This is a genomic window from Curtobacterium sp. 24E2 (assembly GCF_016925595.1).
In the GTDB taxonomy this organism is placed as follows: domain Bacteria; phylum Actinomycetota; class Actinomycetes; order Actinomycetales; family Microbacteriaceae; genus Curtobacterium.
The window spans coordinates 3033157-3050901 of sequence record NZ_CP068987.1 but is presented as its reverse complement, the minus strand read 5'-3'; the positions used below and the strand labels follow the sequence as shown (position 1 = coordinate 3050901).

The 17745-nt window shown below is 72.3% G+C and carries 13 protein-coding genes and 5 pseudogenes; 10 read left to right on the top strand and 8 right to left on the bottom strand.

Annotation, left to right across the window (positions count from 1 at the left end; genetic code table 11):
* Nucleotides 1–17: 17 nt before the first annotated feature.
* The gene (locus tag JN350_RS14910; protein WP_205462672.1) at nt 18–1016 is read left to right on the top strand and encodes a stage II sporulation protein M; all 999 of its coding nucleotides are present in this window, start codon (nt 18–20) and stop codon (nt 1014–1016) included.
* A gap of 13 nt (nt 1017–1029) precedes the next feature.
* Here JN350_RS14910 and JN350_RS14905 read toward each other — a convergent pair whose 3' ends face one another.
* The 5 genes and pseudogenes from JN350_RS14905 to JN350_RS21095 all read right to left on the bottom strand — a co-directional run.
* Complete coding sequence (locus tag JN350_RS14905) at nt 1030–2382, bottom strand: DUF58 domain-containing protein (RefSeq protein ID WP_205462671.1); 1353 nt, start codon at nt 2380–2382, stop codon at nt 1030–1032.
* Nucleotides 2382–3409, bottom strand: a pseudogene (locus JN350_RS14900) (AAA family ATPase). The gene JN350_RS14905 and the pseudogene JN350_RS14900 overlap by 1 nt, the downstream one beginning before the upstream one ends.
* Nucleotides 3406–4443: pseudogene (locus tag JN350_RS21105) on the bottom strand (DUF4350 domain-containing protein); the annotation flags it as partial. The pseudogenes JN350_RS21105 and JN350_RS14900, both read right to left, overlap by 4 nt.
* Nucleotides 4444–4624: 181 nt before the next feature.
* Nucleotides 4625–4987 (bottom strand): DUF4129 domain-containing protein, encoded by a 363-nt coding sequence (locus tag JN350_RS21100; RefSeq protein WP_461964466.1) that lies wholly within the window; start codon nt 4985–4987, stop codon nt 4625–4627.
* Nucleotides 4988–5610: 623 nt separating this feature from the next.
* A pseudogene (locus JN350_RS21095) lies at nt 5611–5940 on the bottom strand (glycerophosphoryl diester phosphodiesterase membrane domain-containing protein); the annotation flags it as partial.
* Nucleotides 5941–6774: 834 nt separating this feature from the next.
* On the opposite strand from JN350_RS21095, the gene mtrA reads away from it, so the two are divergent.
* A complete protein-coding gene (mtrA, locus tag JN350_RS14890; RefSeq protein ID WP_123292246.1) occupies nt 6775–7449 on the top strand; it encodes an MtrAB system response regulator MtrA in 675 nt (224 codons plus the stop codon).
* A 262-nt stretch (nt 7450–7711) separates the two neighbouring features.
* Here the strand turns inward: mtrA and JN350_RS19710 are convergent, their stop codons facing one another.
* Nucleotides 7712–7972, bottom strand: coding sequence for a hypothetical protein (locus JN350_RS19710; protein ID WP_240347760.1), 261 nt, complete (start codon nt 7970–7972; stop codon nt 7712–7714).
* 226 nt (nt 7973–8198) lie between these two features.
* On the opposite strand from JN350_RS19710, the pseudogene JN350_RS19705 reads away from it, so the two are divergent.
* Nucleotides 8199–8555: pseudogene (locus JN350_RS19705) on the top strand (HAMP domain-containing protein); the annotation flags it as partial.
* Between the two features lie 50 nt (nt 8556–8605).
* Here the strand turns inward: JN350_RS19705 and JN350_RS20305 are convergent.
* Complete coding sequence (locus JN350_RS20305; RefSeq protein WP_275898049.1) at nt 8606–8740, bottom strand: hypothetical protein; 135 nt, start codon at nt 8738–8740, stop codon at nt 8606–8608.
* 6 nt (nt 8741–8746) lie between these two features.
* Here JN350_RS20305 and JN350_RS19700 point away from each other — a divergent pair, with 6 nt between their 5' ends.
* The 6 genes from JN350_RS19700 (at nt 8747) to secA (ending at nt 15478) form a co-directional block, all read left to right on the top strand.
* Complete coding sequence (locus JN350_RS19700; RefSeq protein WP_240347745.1) at nt 8747–9175, top strand: ATP-binding protein; 429 nt, start codon at nt 8747–8749, stop codon at nt 9173–9175.
* Nucleotides 9175–9615 carry a hypothetical protein gene (locus JN350_RS14880; RefSeq protein ID WP_205462669.1) on the top strand — a complete coding sequence of 147 codons (441 nt, stop codon included), beginning with the start codon at nt 9175–9177 and terminating at the stop codon, nt 9613–9615. The genes JN350_RS19700 and JN350_RS14880 overlap by 1 nt, the downstream gene beginning before the upstream one ends.
* Before the next feature lie 71 nt (nt 9616–9686).
* Nucleotides 9687–10868 (top strand): GerMN domain-containing protein, encoded by a 1182-nt coding sequence (locus JN350_RS14875; protein ID WP_205462668.1) that lies wholly within the window; start codon nt 9687–9689, stop codon nt 10866–10868.
* A 100-nt stretch (nt 10869–10968) separates the two neighbouring features.
* Nucleotides 10969–11688 carry a ComF family protein gene (locus JN350_RS14870; RefSeq protein ID WP_205462667.1) on the top strand — a complete coding sequence of 240 codons (720 nt, stop codon included), beginning with the start codon at nt 10969–10971 and terminating at the stop codon, nt 11686–11688.
* Nucleotides 11689–11826: 138 nt separating this feature from the next.
* Nucleotides 11827–12528 carry a ribosome hibernation-promoting factor, HPF/YfiA family gene (gene hpf / locus JN350_RS14865; RefSeq protein WP_205462666.1) on the top strand — a complete coding sequence of 234 codons (702 nt, stop codon included), beginning with the start codon at nt 11827–11829 and terminating at the stop codon, nt 12526–12528.
* A 169-nt stretch (nt 12529–12697) separates the two neighbouring features.
* Complete coding sequence (secA, locus tag JN350_RS14860) at nt 12698–15478, top strand: preprotein translocase subunit SecA (protein WP_205462665.1); 2781 nt, start codon at nt 12698–12700, stop codon at nt 15476–15478.
* A gap of 151 nt (nt 15479–15629) precedes the next feature.
* Here the strand turns inward: secA and JN350_RS14855 are convergent, their stop codons facing one another.
* Nucleotides 15630–16070: an Rv3235 family protein gene (locus JN350_RS14855; protein WP_205462664.1), complete on the bottom strand. Its 441-nt coding sequence runs from the start codon at nt 16068–16070 to the stop codon at nt 15630–15632.
* A gap of 118 nt (nt 16071–16188) precedes the next feature.
* Here JN350_RS14855 and JN350_RS14850 point away from each other — a divergent pair.
* A pseudogene (locus JN350_RS14850) lies at nt 16189–17687 on the top strand (sensor histidine kinase).
* Nucleotides 17688–17745: the final 58 nt, after the last annotated feature.

Below are 17745 nucleotides of genomic sequence, written 5' to 3'. Positions count from 1 at the left end.
CGACACGAGGGGGACACGTGGACCTGGACGCCTACGCCGAGGTGCACCGCGACCGGTGGCAGGAGCTCGACCGCCTCGCGCGCGCCCGGCACACCACCGGTGCCGACGTCGACCAGCTCGTCTCGGGCTACCAGGCCGCCGCGACGGACCTCGCCCGCATCCGCGGCGCCGCACCTCGCACCGCGACCGGCGACCGACTGTCGCTCACCCTGTACCGCGCCCGCCTGCGCTTCACCGGCACCCCGGTCGACCCGCTCACCGCGGTCGCCCTGTTCTTCACCCGACAGCTGCCCGCGGCGCTGTACCGGATCCGCTGGGTGACGATCTGGGTGGCGCTGGCCACCGTCGCGATCGGCGCGATCGTGGCCGTCTGGATCACGACGACCCCGGGGGCGACGGCGACCTTCGGCACGCCGGAGGCGCTGCGCCAGTACGCCACGCAGGACTTCGTCGACTACTACTCCGACCACGGCCTCGGCGCGTTCACGGCGCAGGTGTGGACGAACAACGCCTTCATCGCGGCCACCATGGTCGCGTTCGGCATCACGGGTGTCTTCGTGCCGTTCTCGATCATGCAGAACGCCGTCGGGCTCGGTGTCTCCGCGGCGATCATGCACTCGCAGGGTCGCCTGGCCGACTTCTTCCTCTACATCGCCCCGCACGGCCAGCTCGAGCTGTACTCGGTCTTCCTCGCCGGCGGGGCGGGCCTGATGATCTTCTGGTCGTGGGTCGCTCCGGGGCCGCACCGGACCCGCGCGCAGGCCCTCGCCGAGGACGGCCGAGCCCTCATCACGATCGCGGTCGGCCTGACGCTGACGCTGCTGCTGTCCGGCCTGGTCGAGGGCATCGTCACCCGTCAGGACTGGCCGTGGCCGGTCAAGATCGGCATCGGGACGATCGCGCTCGCCGCGGTCCTGGCGTACCAGTGGGTGCTCGGCGGTCGTGCGCACCGGGCCGGAGAGCGCGGCGACCTCGACGAGTTCGAGCGCGGCACGTCCGCCCTGGTCGCCGGGTAGCGTCCGCCCGGCTTCAGAGCCGGCCGGTCGCCTTCGCGCGCAGGTAGGCGTCGGCCACGAGCGGTGGGACGTCCTCCGGTGCGCCACGGACGACCTCGGCGCCGCTCCGGCGTGCGACGTCGGCGACGCCGTCGGCATCGAGCAGGGTGCGTTCGGCGGCGGCCCGCCGGTACACGTCGCGCTCCGCGCCGGTGGGGAGGCCCGGCACGCGTCCGCCCCGCGCCGTGCGGATCGTCGTGGCCGGGTCCACCCCGCCGCGTGCGGTCCGCTGCACCGCCGGGTCCTCGATGCTCGTGACCACCACGGCGTGCCGCCGGGTGAGCCGGGGCAGCACCGCCAGCAGGTCGCCGGAGGCACCGACCGAGTCGAGACTCGACGCCAGCACGACGAGCGCCCGTGAGGTCGTGATCGAGTCGACGAGCGCCGGCACGGCGGACCAGTCGGTCGCGGCGAGTCCGGGTTCCGCCATCGCGAGGGCCTCGCCGAAGCGCTGGACCACGTCGGTGCGGGTCGCCCCGTGCACACGGTCGTGGACGGTGTCGTCGAGGACCGCCAGGTCGACCCGGTCGCCGGCGGCCGCGGCGAGGGCGCCGAGGAGCAGTGCGGACTCGATGAAGGTGTCGAGGCGGGGTTCGTCGGCCACCCGTCCGGCGCCGGCACGCCCGGCGTCGACGACGACCACGACCCGCCGGTCGCGCTCCGGGCGCCAGGTGCGGACCACGAGGTCCTGTCGTCGGGCGGTCGCTCGCCAGTCGATCGAGCGGACGTCGTCGCCCCGCACGTAGTCGCGCAGCGAGTCGAACTCCGTGCCGTGGCCGCGGAGCTGCAGGGTGGTCTCACCGTCGAGTTCGCGCAACCGGGCCAGCCGTGACGGCAGGTGCCGTCGCGAGCGGAACGGCGGGGTGACGACGAGTTCGCCCGGCGCCGTGACGACCCGTTGCCGGGCCGCGAGACCGAGCGGACCGAACGCCCGGACCGCGACGCCGGCCGTGCGGCGTCGACCGCGGCGGAACGGGGTGAACCGCATGCGGGCGGTCCGGCGTTCGCCCGCGGGCACCGTCATCCGGACCCGGCGCGGCCGGTGTCCGGCGGAGGGCTCCCACATGTCGCGGACGATGCTCCGGAGCACCCGCCCGCCGTCGTTCGCGAGCACGAGCGTGCCGTCGGCGGTGCTGTCCCGACGGGCCAGTCGCGGCATCCGCCGCTCGACCCGCACGCGTGCCAGGTCGGCGGCGAGCAGCACGTCGATGGCCGCGGCGAGCAGCACGACCACGACCCACGCCAGGCCGGCCCACCCGTTGGCGAGCAGCACGGTGGGCACGATGGCGACGGCGAGCAGCGCGACGAACCGGCCGGAGACCGCCACTAGATCGGCACCCGCACCTGCTCGAGCACCTGCTGGAGCACCCCGTCGGCGCCGACGCCCTCGAGCTCGGCGTCGGCGGCCACCCGGAGCCGGTGGCGCCAGACCGGCAGGGCCATCGCCTGCACGTGGTCCGGCGTGATGGCGTCGTAGCCGGTGAGCCACGCCCAGGCCTTCGCAGCGGCGAGCAGAGCCGTCGCACCGCGCGGGCTGACCCCGACCCGGACGGACGGTGCCTGACGGGTGGCGCGGGCGAGGTCGACGATGTACGCCAGCACGTCGTCACGGGCACCGACGGCCCGGACGGCGCGCTGCGCGGCGAGGACCTCGTCGACGCCGACCACAGGGGTGATGCCCGCTGACCGGACGTCCCGCGGGACGAAGCCGTCGGCGTGCCGGCGGAGGACCTGCCACTCGACGTCGCGCGGCGGGATGTCGAGCGTCAGCTTCATCAGGAAGCGGTCGAGCTGCGCCTCGGGGAGCGTGTAGGTGCCCTCGAACTCGATCGGGTTCATGGTCGCGGCGACGAAGAACGGGTCGGGCAGGAGCCGCGCGTCGCCGTCCACGCTGACCTGGCGTTCCTCCATCGCCTCGAGCAGGGCGGACTGGGTCTTCGGGGGTGTGCGGTTCACCTCGTCGGCGAGCAGCACGTTGGTGAAGACGGGGCCCTCGCGGAACGGGAACGTGCCGGTGGAGGCGTCGTACACGAGCGAACCCGTCACGTCGCCGGGCATCAGGTCCGGCGTGAACTGGATCCGCTTCGTGTCGAGGGACATCGCGGCGGCCAGGCTGCGGACGAGCAGGGTCTTGGCGACGCCGGGCACCCCTCGAGCAGCACGTGCCCCTGCGCCAGGAGTCCGACGATCATGCCGGACACCGCGCCCTCCTGTCCGACGACGGCCTTGGCGACCTCGGCCCGGACCCGCCCGAAGGCGTCGCGGAGCCCGGGGTCGTGCTCGTTCCGGTCGTGCGGGGCGCGGTCGGCCGGTGTGGGGTCGTGCGGGTCGGGGGCAACTGGCAGGTCGGTCACGGTCGTGCTCCTGGTCGGTCTCGGTCGGTGCTGGGACGGTCGCCCGACGTGGATCGTCGGACGGCCCGTTCGAGGTCGTCGAGCGCCCTCGTGCCGTCGACGAGGGCGCGGTCGTCGGGGGTCGGACCGCCGACGAGGACGGCGCCGACGCGGTCGTGCGGGATGCCGGTGGCCCGGGCCGCTGCGCGGACGACGTCGTCGACGTGCGCGGACCGGGGAGTCCGAGCAGCCGGCCGATCCGACGGACCGCGGCGACGCGGAGGGTGTCCAGGGCATGGGTGCGGTCGTGGGTGCGGGCGTACATCCGGGCCCGGCCCTCGGTGGTCTCGGCGGCGCGGACCACCACGGGCATCCGCTCGACGACGAGCGGCCCGAGACGTCGGCCCCGCCACACCGCGGCGGCGACGGCCACCAGGGCGAGCAGCGCGAGGCCGCTCGGCACCCACGGCGGTGCGAGGCTCGCCGAGTGTCGGGACGGCGTCGGGGGCGCCGACGGTCGGCGTGTACCACGTGAGGCGGTCGTCCGAGCCGAGCAGGCCGAGGGCGAGTGCGGCGTTCCCGGCGGTCGTGATCGTGTCGTTGCGGAAGGCCGAGGTGGTGCCGACGAGGGTGACGTCACCGCCGGTGGTCGCCGTGCGGACGAGGCCCCAGGCTCGGTCGTCGCCGCTGCCGGACGGCGCGCAGCGGTCCGCGTCGGGGTCGTCGACCGTGTAGCCGTACCCGTCGGTGGACACGCGCGCAGCCGACGCCGCGGCCGGGATCGCGCAGGACGCGGTGGACACGGTGTCGCCGCCCTCGGGAGCGGTGGCCGTGGTGACGTCGAGGCCGAACGACGCGAACGGGGTCGAGTCGACGCCCACCAGGACCACGTGCTCGGCGGTCCGGGCGATGCGCTCGCCGACGCTTGGGTCGAGGACGCCGTCGGAGTCGTCGACGAACACCGTGCCACCGTCGATCCCGTCGGCACGGTCGGTCACCCGGACGGAGGTGCCGTGCTGCTCCAGGACCCGGACCAGCGCGGCCGACCCGCTCGCGGTGGTCGAGGTCGGGTCGAGGGGCGTCGCTCCGGCGGCTGGGCACCCTGCACCACGGCCGTGAGCACCGCGAGCACGATCCCGACGAGCACGATGGCGATCCAGAAGCCGAACCGGAACCGTCGGCTCTCGCGCTGCTCCGGTCGGGGTGCGGCCGTGCGCGGCACGTCCGTGGCGGTGCTCATGCTGGCACCACCGGCCCCGTGGACCTGGCCGGACGGGCCTGGCGAACGGCACGCTCGGTGTCGAGGACCCGGCGAGCAGTGGCCTCGTCGGCGTCGAGCCCGAGGTAGCGGACGGCGTCGAAGGCCGTCGCGGCGTCGTCGAGCGCCGCGGCCTCGGCGGGGAAGGGCGCGGCTGCGCGGGCGGCGATGGTGCGTGCGGTCGCCCCGGGGACGTCGGGGACCAGGTCGCGCTCGCCGAGGCCGCGGGCGGTCGCACGGAAGCCGTCGAGGACCGTGGCCGACCAGTCGCCCCGGCGGATCGCGGACTGTGCGGCGTCGAGCAGTTCGCGGGCGGACCGGAGGTCGTCGTCGTCGAACACCCCGCCGGTGTCGTCCGCATCGCTGCGTGCACGACGTCGGGGAGCCCGCGCGCCACGACGACGAGCACGACGACGGCGACGAGCACCACGATCGCGATCACCAGGGCCGTGCGGGCCGCGACGGGGAGTCGAGTCCGTCGGCGCGGAGCGACCCGAGCCAGTCCAGGAACGTCCGTGACGCACGGTCCCACCACGTCACGTGCGCGCCGTCGTACGTGGGCCGGTCGAGTTCGCGTTCGAGCAGACGGCGGGCCTCGTCGGGGTCGACCGCGGTCATGCGGTCCCGTCCGGCGGGCGGTGCTGCCCCTGCTGCTGCCCAGGCCCCTGCTGCTGCCCAGGCCCCTGCTGCTGCCCAGGCCCCTGCTGCTGCCCGGGCCACTGCTGCTGCTGGCCGGGCCACTGCTGCTGGCCCCCGGCTGGCCGGGCCACTGCTGCTGCCCCGCCCACGGCTGCTGCGGCCACGGCGGACGGGCGACCGGCGCGGACGGTGCGAACGGGTCGGCCGGCTGCCCGGTGTCGAGGTGCGACGCGATGCGCTGGTCGAGGGCCTCGGTCCGGATCCGCCGGTCGATGGTCAGGAAGGTGACGACCGCCGCACTCAGCACGTCGGTGACGCACTGCACCGCGATCGCGAGCAGGCTGCCGATGACGATCAGGACGAGGGCGCCGGCACCGATGCCCGAGGACGCGTCGGTCAGCCCGAGCGGGTCGAACACCCCGCCGACGAGCACGGCCCCGATGGTGAGCGGTGCCGTGGCGATCGACGCCGCGACGCCGAACACCACCTGTACGAGCAGCAGGACGCCGAAGGTCCGCCAGAACGCACCGCGGGTGAGCCGCCACGACTGCGCGGCGGCGGCGAAGACCGGTCGACCCTCGAGCGCGATGGTCGGCACCGTGAAAGCGAAGCGGATGCCGAGCCAGGTCAGGACCACGCCGAGGCCGAGGACCATCACGAAGACAGCGAGGACGAACCACCCGGCGCCGGCGTCCCCGGCGCCGAGCGCCGCGAAGAACGCAACGAAGACCACCGCGACGACGATGCCGACGACGAGCCCCGCGCCGATCTGCACGAACATCCACGCGACCACCGGCCACCGCCGCCCGGCGAGCAGCGCCCACAGGCCCCGGAAGGTCGCGCGACGGCCGAGGACCCGCTGGCCGGTGTCCGCGGCGACCGGTGCCACCAGGAAGCCGCGACCGAGGTACGCCAGGAACGGCAGGCCGATCGTCAGCAGGATCCACAGCGTCACCGAGCCCGCGACGATCGTGTCGCCACCACCGCTGCCGTCGAACGCCGTCATCATCCGCGACTGCAGCGCCTGCTGGCCGAACGTGCTGACGAGGGTGGAGAGCAGCCCGAGCACGCCGCTCAGCAGCACGCTCCAGAGCAGCAGGACGCGGGCGTTGCGGCGGAAGACCGTGAAGGCGCCGCCGAGCACGTCACCGAACCCGAGGGGGCGCAGGGGGATCACCGGACGCGAGCCGGACGGCGGACGACCGCCGGGGGTCGACCCGGCCCCGGGGTGGGCGGCGGCGGCGCGGAGAACCGGGGCGGGCCTCCCGGCTGTCCCTGCCACGCACCCTGCTGCCCGGCACCCTGCTGACCACCGCCAGGCGTCTGCCAATCGGACATGACCTCGGCCCCCTTCGTCGTGTCGGTCCGCGCTGCGACGCGCGGTCCACCTCCATCCTGGCGGAAAACGCCGCGTGACGGGGCCTCGGCTATCGTGTGGGGACACGTGCCGACCCGGCACCACCCGCACGCCACACGGAGTCCACATCACATGACACCGCGCATCCTCGTCGTCGACGACGACCAGGCCCTCGCCGAGATGATCGGCATCGTCCTCCGCTCGGAGGGCTACGAACCCGAGTTCAGCGCTGACGGCAACGACGCCGTCGACGCGTTCCACAGCACGAAGCCGGACCTCGTCCTGCTCGACGTGATGCTCCCGGGCATCGACGGCATCGAGGTCTGCAAGCGCATCCGTGCCGAGAGCGGCACGCCGATCATCATGCTCACCGCCAAGAGCGACACCGCCGACGTCGTCCTCGGCCTCGAGAACGGTGCCGACGACTACGTCGTCAAGCCGTTCAACCCGAAGGAGCTCGTCGCCCGCATCCGCACGCGGCTGCGGCCGAGCGCCACCGACGCCACCGTGCTGCACGTCGGTGACGTGACCGTCGACGTCGCCGGGCACGAGGTCCGCCGCGGCGACACCGTCATCGCGCTCACCCCGCTCGAGTTCGACCTGCTCCGCGCGCTCGCCGAGAAGCCGAACCAGGTCTTCACCCGCGAGATGCTGCTCGAGCAGGTCTGGGGCTACCACTACAAGGCCGACACCCGCCTGGTGAACGTGCACGTCCAGCGCCTGCGCGCGAAGATCGAGCACGACCCGGACAACCCGAAGACCGTCACCACGGTCCGCGGCGTCGGGTACCGGGCCGGAGGAGCCTGACCACCGTGCCGCCCGCCCCGCCCGCCGGCACCGCTCCCGGCACGGCAGCCGGTGCCGCCCCCGGCACGGCCACCGTGTCGATCGGGGTGGTCGGCCGCGGCCGACGACGGATGCGCCGCTGGGTCCGTCGTGGCTGGCGGCCCGTCGCGTACGTGTGGCGTCGGTCCCTGATGTTCCGCTCGGTCGCCATCACCGTGATGACGACCGGACTGGCGGTCGGGATCATCGGTACGGCCGTCATGGTGAGCATCTCGACGAACGTCTACTCGCAGCGCCGCGACCAGATCGAGTCGGAGTCGGCCCGCGCGACCATCGTCGCGCAGGGGATCTTCGACGCCGCCACCGCTGCCGAGGACAACAACCAGTCCGAGCTCGAGACGCTGCAGAACGAGGCGCAGCAGGCGATCCTGTCGAACACGACGAGCCCCGGCGGCACGAGCATCGCGATCGAGCGGAGCCCGGACCAGTCCACCCCGCAGACGCTGCAGACCATCGCGAGCCAGGACTTCCCGGACGCCGTCATCACGGACGCCCTGCGCAAGGAGGTCGGCGCGAACACCGGCAAGCTCAGCCTGCAGCCGGTGCAGCTCGACGACGACGGCCGCCGCGTGCCCGGGCTGGCCGTCGGCTCGACGCTGCAGATCCCGAGCGCCGGCCAGTACGAGCTGTACCTGGTCTACGACCTGTCCGATGCCCAGCAGACCCTCGACTTCGTGTCGCAGACGCTCTCGATCGGCGGCGTCGCGCTCATGGTGCTCATCGCCCTGGTGACGTCACTCGTGGTCCGGTTGGTCGTCGTCCCGATCCGCGAGGCGGCGGAGACGAGCCGCAAGATCGCCGCCGGCCGCCTCGACGAACGCATCCCGGTGCGCGGCCAGGACGACCTGGCGACCCTCGCGCGGAGCTTCAACGGCATGGCCGAGGCGGTCAGCCGGCAGATCACCCAGCTCGCCGAGCTCTCCCGCGTGCAGCAGCGCTTCGTGTCCGACGTGTCCCACGAGCTGCGGACGCCGCTCACCACCATCCGGCTCGCCGGCGACATGCTCTTCGACTCGCGGCACGCGTTCGAGCCGTCGGTCGGGCGCTCGGCCGAGCTCCTGCACGCCCAGGTGGAGCGGTTCGAGCTGCTGCTCGCCGACCTGCTCGAGATCTCCCGCTACGACGCGCAGGCGGTGCAGCTCGACACCGAGCCGTCGGTGCCGGCGGCGCTCGCCGCGGACATCGTCGAGGAGTTCCGCCCCTGGCCGAACGCGCCGGCATCGACCTGCAGCTCGCCACACCCGGTGGCCACACCACGATGCGGCTCGACGCCAAGCGCGTCCGCCGCATCCTGCGCAACCTGGTCGGCAACGCGATCGAGCACGGTGACGCCAAGCCCGTCCAGGTCGTCGTCGACAGCGACGCCCGCACGGTCGCCATCGCGGTGCGCGACCAGGGCATCGGCATGCCGCCGGAGGACGCAGCACGGGTGTTCGACCGGTTCTGGCGTGCCGACCCGAGCCGCAAGCGCACCATCGGCGGCACCGGCCTCGGTCTCGCGATCAGCCTGGGCGACGCGAAGCTGCACGGTGGTCGGATCGACGTGTGGTCGCGTCCCGGCCAGGGGTCGACCTTCGTGCTCACCCTGCCGCGCAACGAACAGGTCACCGCCGCGACGTCGGCGATCCCACTGCCCGAGCTCGACGAGTCGTACGACGGCCCCCGCGCCGTGCGAGAGGAGTCCTGATGCGCCCCCGTCTCCGTCCCCGCTTCCGGCACGTCGTCGCCGCGGCACTGGCGGCGGTCAGTGTGCTGGCGATCACCGCCTGCGCCGCCATCCCCGTCGACGGTGCGGTCCGCACCGGGCAGACGATCAAGGACGAGTCGCTCTCCGGCGTCGACTTCCGGCCGGACAAGCCGATCACGGGCTCCGACCAGACGGCGATCCTGCGCGGGTTCATCGCGGCGGCCACCGGTGCGCAGGACAACTACGCCATCGCCCGCCAGTTCCTCGCCTCGGACTTCTCGCAGCAGTGGAACCCGCGGCAGGGCGTCACGATCCGCGACGGCAGCGGCACCGTCGAGCGCGCCGACGACCGCGAGCTGACGTACACGCTCACCGCGAGTGCGACGGTCGACTCCGAGGGGAGTACACCCAGGCGGTCCGCCCGACCTCGTCCACGCTGACGTTCCAGTTCACCCGCGAGGACGGCGAGTGGCGCATCGCCTACGCCCCGGACGGCATCATCCTGTCCCCGGTGAGCTTCGACTCCGTCTTCCAGCAGCACGCCCTGTACTTCTACGACCCGACGTTCCGGTTCCTCGTGCCCGACGAGCGATGGTTCCTCGCCCGCTCGTCCACCAGCACCCGCATCGCCAGCGCCCTGATGGCCGGTCCCGCCGACTGGCTGAAGGGCGCCGTGGTCTCGTCGTTCCCCGAGGGCACCCAGCTCTCCCTGAACGCGGTCACCATCGACAGCGGCACGGCACTCGTCGACCTGTCCAGCGACGCCCTGCGCGCCAGCACCGTCGACCGCGTCCGGATGCGCGAGCAGCTGAGCAAGTCGCTCGCCTCGGTCGCCACCATCTCGTCGGTGTCGATGACCATCGAGGGTGCGAGCCTGTCCGTGCCCGACTCGAGCGGGGCGAACGCGCAGCAGAACCCGGACGTCGACCCCCGCCCCCTCGTCGACGAGGACGGTGTGGTCGGCTACGCGGCCTCGGGCACCGGCAAGGTCTCCAAGCTCGGCGGCGGCGTCGGCGACACCGTGGCCGGCCTCGACCCGACCTCGATCTCGCTCTCCGCCTCCGGCACCACGGCCGCCGTCGGCAATCGCGACGGTGCCGTCGTCGTCCGCGGCGACGACCACCTGCGCGTCGACGCCCGCGCGGACCTGGTCGCCCCCGCGATCGACGACCTCGGGTTCGTCTGGGTCGGCCAATCGTCGGACACCCGCCGGATCACCGCCTACGGCCTCGGCGGCGACCCGCACCAGGTCGCGACGTCGTTGCCGCGCGGCGACCTCGTGTCGTTCCAGGTGTCCCGCGACTCGACCCGGGCACTCGCCCTGATCCAGACCGCCGACGGTCCCGGCCTGTACGTGATGGCGATCATCCGCGGGTCCGACCGGTCCCCGACGTCGTTCGGCGCAGCCGTCCGCGTGCAGGCGGCCACCGGCGACGCGGTCGGGGCGACGTGGGTGAGCGACACCGACGTGGCGTCGGTCGGGCAGACCACGGCCGGGCCGAACGTCGTCCGGACCACCATCGGCGGGCAGTCGAGCACCCTGCCGAAGCCCGACGGCCGCGCGACCTCGATCAGCGGTGGGAGCGGCGGCGCACTGCTGCTCCGGATGTCGAGCGGATCGGTGCTGCAGTCCACCGGCGGCGGTTGGGACACCACCGGCGTGACCGCGGACGTGCTCGGCGTCCAGCGCTGACGACGCGGTCACCCCTCCACACCCACACCGGCCGGGAGGCCCGCCCACCGTCCGCTCCGTCGGCCCACGCCCGCCGTGCGGTCGCCACCACACTCGTCGCATGCGTACCGAGGACCCGCCCACCGAGGACCCGCTCACCGCGGGCCCCCTCACGCCGTGGCGTGACGCGGCGCTCGCGGTGCTCGGTCTGTTCCTGCCGGTGGAGTGCCTGGGCTGCGGACGCCCCGACCGTGCGCTCTGCCGGACCTGCCGTGCCGCCCTGGCCGCACGCCCGCGTCGGGTCCGACTCGTCGCGGGCGTGCGGCTCGACGCCGCCTTCGAGTACGAGGGACTCGTCCGCACCCTGCTGCTCGAGCTGAAGCTCCGCGGCCGGGTGGACGTCGCTCGACCGCTCGGCGCCCGCTTCGGCTCGCTCGTGCGTGCCGCGCTCGCCGAGGCGCCCGTCGGCACCGTCGTGCTGCGGGTCCCGCCGTCGCGCGCGGGGGCACGGCGTCGGGGGTTCGACCCCGTGGTGCTGCTGCTCGCCCGCGGTGGCGTCCGCGGCACCGGGCGGCTCCGGCGGGTGCGGGTCCGGGGCGGGGCGGCGAGCGGTGGACCGGGCCAGAAGGAGCGGACGGCGATCGAACGGGTCGCCGCGACCGTCGGCACGCTGCGGGCGTGCGGGGTCGACGGGCGGGACGTGGTGCTCGTGGACGACGTCGTGACGACGGGCGTCACGATGGCCGAGGGGTGCGGGCGGTCCGCGCCGCGGGCGGCCGGGTCGTCCGGTGCGTGGCCGTCGCGAGCGTCGAGGACTGACGGATCGATGAACACCGGGTGACCGCTGTGCGTCCGGTGGGTGTCCTGCGGACTCGCCGACGCACCGTGACGCCGGAGCTGCGGCGGGTCTAGCCTCGCGGCAAGGCGTTCGGGTTCGCCGGATGGAGGCGACGCGCCGAAGCTCGATGGGAGCCGCGACATGGACGTGACGATCACAGGCCGGAACGTCGGGGTCACCGACCGATTCCGCACCTACGTCGAACAGAAGTCCGAGAAGATCGACGTGCTCGCTGACCGTGCGCTCGCCTTCGAGGTGCGCATCAGCCGCCACCACGAGAAGTCCGGCGGCAGCCAGGGCGAGGACCGCATCGAGCTGACGCTCATCGGTCCCGGGCCCCTCGTGCGGGCGGAGTCCGCCGCGTCCGACAAGTACGCGGCCTTCGACCTCGCCTTCGCCCGCATCATGGAACGGCTGCGTCGTGCTCGCGATCGGCGCAAGGTGCACCACGGTCGTCACCGCCCGACCTCGGTGGCCGAGGCAGCCGGCAGTGGCTTCGACGGCATGGGGGTGGTCCCCGCCGACGGCCGACTCATCGAGGACGTCGCCACCGGCGCGGTCCCGGTCGTCGACGCCGACGCACCGGAGGACGAGGACGACGAGGTCTACAGCCCCGTGGTCATCCGGCACAAGGTCTTCGAGGCCGCCCCGATGACCGTCGACGACGCCCTGTACTTCATGGAACTCGTCGGCCACGACTTCTACCTGTTCGTGGACGCCGAGACCCGCCGCCCGAGCGTCGTCTACCGACGCAAGGGCTGGGACTACGGGGTCATCGGCATCGACGACCAGACCGGAGTCACGGCCGCGGCGGACGCCGAGCCGGCCGCCGCGCTCGCCTGACGCGATCGCTCCGGACTCCGTCCGACCCGGTGTGCGCGGTCCGTTCGCGGGCCGCGCACACCGCTGCCCCCACACCGACGCCCCTCACAGCGCTCGGTACCGGGGGTTGCTAGCATGACTGGTCGATCGGGCGCGCAGGTCGCGCACGACGACCCCGTAAGGAGCTCACGTGGCAAACGTGCTGGAGAAGGTCCTCCGCATCGGCGAAGGACGCACCGTCCGCCGGCTGAAGGCGTACGCCTCGGCGATCAACGACCTCGAGGACGACTTCTCGAGCCTCACCGACGAGGAACTCCAGGACGAGACGAAGGAGCTGCGCGAGCGGTACGCCAACGGCGAGACCCTCGACGACCTGCTCCCCGAGGCGTTCGCCGCCGTGCGGGAGGCGGCGAAGCGCACCCTCGGCATGCGGCACTTCGACGTGCAGCTCATGGGCGGGGCGGCCCTGCACCTCGGCAACATCGCCGAGATGAAGACCGGTGAGGGCAAGACCCTCGTCGCGACCACGGCGGCCTACCTCAACGCGATCCCGTCGCGCGGCGTGCACGTCATCACGGTCAACGACTACCTGGCGTCGTACCAGTCCGAGATCATGGGTCGGGTCTTCCGCGCCCTCGGCATGACGACCGGCTGCATCATCGCGAACCAGACGCCGGCCGAGCGCCGCGAGCAGTACGCGGCGGACATCACCTACGGCACGAACAACGAGTTCGGCTTCGACTACCTGCGCGACAACATGGCGTGGCAGGCCTCCGACATGGTGCAGCGCGGCCACTTCTTCGCCGTGGTCGACGAGGTCGACTCGATCCTCATCGACGAGGCCCGCACGCCGCTCATCATCTCCGGCCCGTCCTCGGGCGAGGCCAACCGGTGGTTCACGGAGTTCGCCTCGATCGCCAAGCGCCTGACCCCGGGCGAGGACTACGAGGTCGACGAGAAGAAGCGCACCGTCGGCGTGCTCGAGCCCGGCATCGAGAAGGTCGAGGACTACCTCGGCATCGACAACCTGTACGAGTCGGCGAACACCCCGCTCATCTCGTTCCTCAACAACTCCATCAAGGCCGTCGCCCTCTTCAAGCGCGACAAGGACTACGTCGTGATGAACGGCGAGGTGCTCATCGTCGACGAGCACACCGGCCGCATCCTGATGGGCCGTCGCTACAACGAGGGCATCCACCAGGCGATCGAGGCGAAGGAGAACGTCGAGGTCAAGGCGGAGAACCAGACCCTCGCCACGGTCACGCTGCAGAACTACTTCCGGCTGTACCAGAAGCTCTCCGGCATGACCGGTACCGCTGAGACCGAAGCGGCCGAGTTCATGTCGACCTACAAGCTCGGCGTGGTCCCGATCCCGACGAACAAGCCGATGCAGCGCATCGACCAGACCGACCTGGTCTACAAGAACGAGAAGTCGAAGTTCGAGCAGGTCGCCGAGGACATCGCCGAGCGCCACGAGCAGGGTCAGCCCGTCCTCGTCGGCACCACGAGCGTCGAGAAGTCCGAGTACCTGTCGAAGCTCCTCGCCAAGAAGGGCGTGAAGCACGAGGTCCTCAACGCGAAGAACCACGCGCGTGAAGCCGCGATCGTCGCCCAGGCCGGTCGCCTCGGTGCCGTCACCGTCGCGACGAACATGGCCGGCCGAGGCACCGACATCATGCTCGGCGGCAACTCCGAGTTCCTCGCGGTGCAGGAGATGCACGCCAAGGGCCTGTCCCCGACCGAGACCCCCGACGAGTACGAAGCCGAGTGGGACGAGGTCTTCGCCCGCGTCAAGGCCGAGGTCGAGGTCGAGGGCGACAAGGTCCGCGAGGCCGGTGGGCTCTACGTCCTCGGCACCGAGCGCCACGAGTCGCGCCGCATCGACAACCAGCTGCGCGGTCGTTCCGGTCGTCAGGGTGACCCGGGCGAGAGCCGGTTCTACCTGTCGCTCACCGACGACCTGATGCGCCTGTTCAACTCCGGTGCCGCCGAGAGCCTCATGGGTCGCTCGAACGTGCCGGACGACCTGGCCATCGAGAACAAGCTCGTCGGTCGCGCGATCCGTTCCGCCCAGGCACAGGTCGAGGGCCGGAACGCCGAGATCCGCAAGAACGTCCTGAAGTACGACGACGTCCTGAACCGGCAGCGCGAGGCGATCTACAGCGACCGCCGCCACATCCTCGAGGGCGACGACCTGCACGACCGCGCGCAGTCGTTCCTCAAGGCCGTCATCGACGACGTGATCGACACCCACACCGGTGAGGGCTCGCCGGACGACTGGGACCTCGATGCCATGTGGACCGAGCTCGGCACGCTCTACCCGATCTCGATCTCCATCGACGAGGTCATCACCGAGGCCGGCTCGAAGGGCAAGGCGTCGCGTGAGTTCCTCGGCCGCGAGATCCTCTCCGACGCCAAGCTGGCGTACTCCACGCGTGAGGAGCTCCTCGGCGACGAGGCAATGCGCGAGCTCGAGCGTCGTGTGGTCCTGTCGGTGATCGACCGCCGCTGGCGCGACCACCTGTACGAGATGGACTACCTCAAGGACGGCATCGGCCTCCGCGCGATGGCGCAGCGTGACCCGCTGGTCGAGTACCAGCGCGAGGGCTACGCGCTGTTCCAGACGATGATGGGCCAGATCCGCGAAGAGTCGGTCGGCTACCTGTTCAACCTCGAGGTCCAGGTGCAGTCCGACGGCGAGAACGCCGTCATCGAGGCCAAGGGTCTCGGCGAGGACGAGGTCTCCGGCCTCGAGTACTCGGCACCGTCGATCGATGGTGAGGTCGAGGTGCGCGACGAGAAGGGCCGCCTCGAGCAGGCCGCCACGGCGCGCGCGCAGCAGGCCCAGGCCGAGGCCGAAGCGGCTGCCGAGCCTGAGCAGGGCTCCGCGTTCGGCAACGCGGCCACGGCCTCCGGCCAGGCCGCCGCGGCCGGCAACCGTGCCGAGCGCCGTCAGGCGTCGAAGAAGTAGTCCGCGTGCGCGACAGCGCATCGTGAGCAGCAATGGTCGGGTCTCGCCTCGGGACCCGACCATTGCTGCTCACCAAGCGCGCCAAGCGCGCCGACGGCGGACGGGAGGCCCGTGGCCACGTCGCCACGGGCCTCCCGTCCGCGTCGGGCACCTACAGGATGCCGATCGCGGTCGCCCGCCACCTGCCGTCCCGCGTCTCCAACCGCATCGCCACGGCGCGTGCGTGAGAGCGCGTGTGCACGACGACGGTCGCCTCGGCGACGCCATCGGCGGGCCGACAGACGAGCACGCTGCCGACCTGCAGCACCGGGCGGCTCCGTGACCGTCGGCGCACCGATCGGGCGTGCGCGGCCACGGCTGCACGTTGTTGCAGGTGTCGGTGGACGTCGTCGGTGATCCAGCGGGCGATGCTGTCGACCTCGCGGGCCCCGGTCAGGACCTCGGCGACGCACAGTCCCAGGGCGCGTGCGGTGTCCGCTGGGTCCGGTGGACCGCTCGCCGGTTCCTCGACCGGCTCTGGTTCGACGATCGTGAGCGGCGGCGAGTGCGCCGTCGTCGTCGTGTGGTCGATCCGGCGTGCCTGCTCCGCCACCCCTGCCCCTTCCGTTGCTGGAGCGAGCGTATGGGGCGTGCAACATGAGAAATACGAAGGCATTGGGCCTGTGGAGAGGACGACGTTCTCCACAAGTCGGCGCACCTAGACTGGCTGGGTGTCGACCCTCAGTGACCTCGTCCTCGCGCAAGGCCGTTCCTCCGAAGCCGACGTGGAGTGGCTCCACCTGCTCGTGGGGGACTGGCAGCTCCTCGCCGACCTGTCCTTCGCTGACATGGTCCTGTGGGTGCCCACCGCCGAGGACGGCTCGTTCGTCGCCGTGGCACACGCCCGTCCGAGCTCCGCGGCCACGCTGTTCTACCGCGACATCGTCGGGCAGGAGATCCGCGAGGAGTGGCGCGGCCAGGTGACCGAGAGCTTCGCCGGGTCCCGTGTCGTCGACTCCGCCGAGCCCGACTGGTACGAGGACACCCCCACCCGGGTCCGTGCGATCCCGGTGCTGCGGCGCCTCAGCGCCAAGACCGCGGAGACCACCGAGCGGCCGATCGCCGTCGTCACGCGGCACTCCAACCAGGACGAGATGCGGACGCCGAGCCGTCAGGAACTGAACTTCACCGCGAGTGCGAACGACCTGTTCGGCATGATCGCGACGGGCGACTTCCCGGACCTCGGTGCCCCGGCCGGTCCGCGCCGCGGGGCGCCGCGCGCCAGCGACGGTCTGCTGCGACTCGACACCGCCGGCATCGTGACGTTCGCCAGCCCGAACGGCCTGAGCGCCTTCAACCGCATGGGCTTCGAGGGGAGCTCGAGCGGAAGTCCCTCGCCGAGGTCACCACCGAGCTCATCGGTGCGCAGCTCGACGTCGACGAGTCACTGCCCCTGGTCGTCACCGGTCGCGCTCCGTGGCGGGCCGACATCGAGTCGAAGGGCGTGACGGTGTCGCTGCGGTCGATCCCGCTCCGCGACCACGGTGACCGCATCGGTGCGATCGTGCTCTGCCGCGACGTGTCGGAGCTCCGGCACCAGGAGCGCGAGCTCATCACCAAGGACGCGACGATCCGCGAGATCCACCACCGCGTCAAGAACAACCTGCAGACCGTGGCGTCGTTGCTGCGCATCCAGGCTCGTCGCACGCACTCCGACGAGGCACGGACCTCGCTGCAGAACGCCATGCGCCGGGTGGCAGCCATCGCGGTCGTGCACGACACGCTGTCGAGCGGCCTGAGCCAGACGGTCGACTTCGACGACGTCTTCGACTCGGTGCTCAAGCTCGTCACCGAGGTCGCCGCGTCGCACAACACGACCGTGCACCCGAAGAAGACCGGTGAGTTCGGGGTGCTGCCGTCCGAGGCTGCCACGCCGCTCGCACTCGGGCTCACCGAGCTCGTCACGAACGCCGTCGAGCACGGGTTGGACGGCCGCGACGGTGAGGTCGAGATCGTCGCCCGCCGGTTCGACGACCACCTGGAGATCGAGGTCCGTGACAACGGCGTGGGCCTGCCGGAGGGGAAGGTCGGTTCGGGTCTCGGCACCCAGATCGTCCGCACGCTCATCCAGGGTGAGCTCGGCGGCACGATCGACTGGCACACCCTGACCGGCAGCGGCACCGAGGTGACGATCACCATCCCGTTCCGCTGGCTGACCGCTCCCGCCTAGCCCCTGCGCCGCGCCGTGCCGTGCCCGCGGGAGTTGCGCGTCGGGTTCGCGCCCGCTC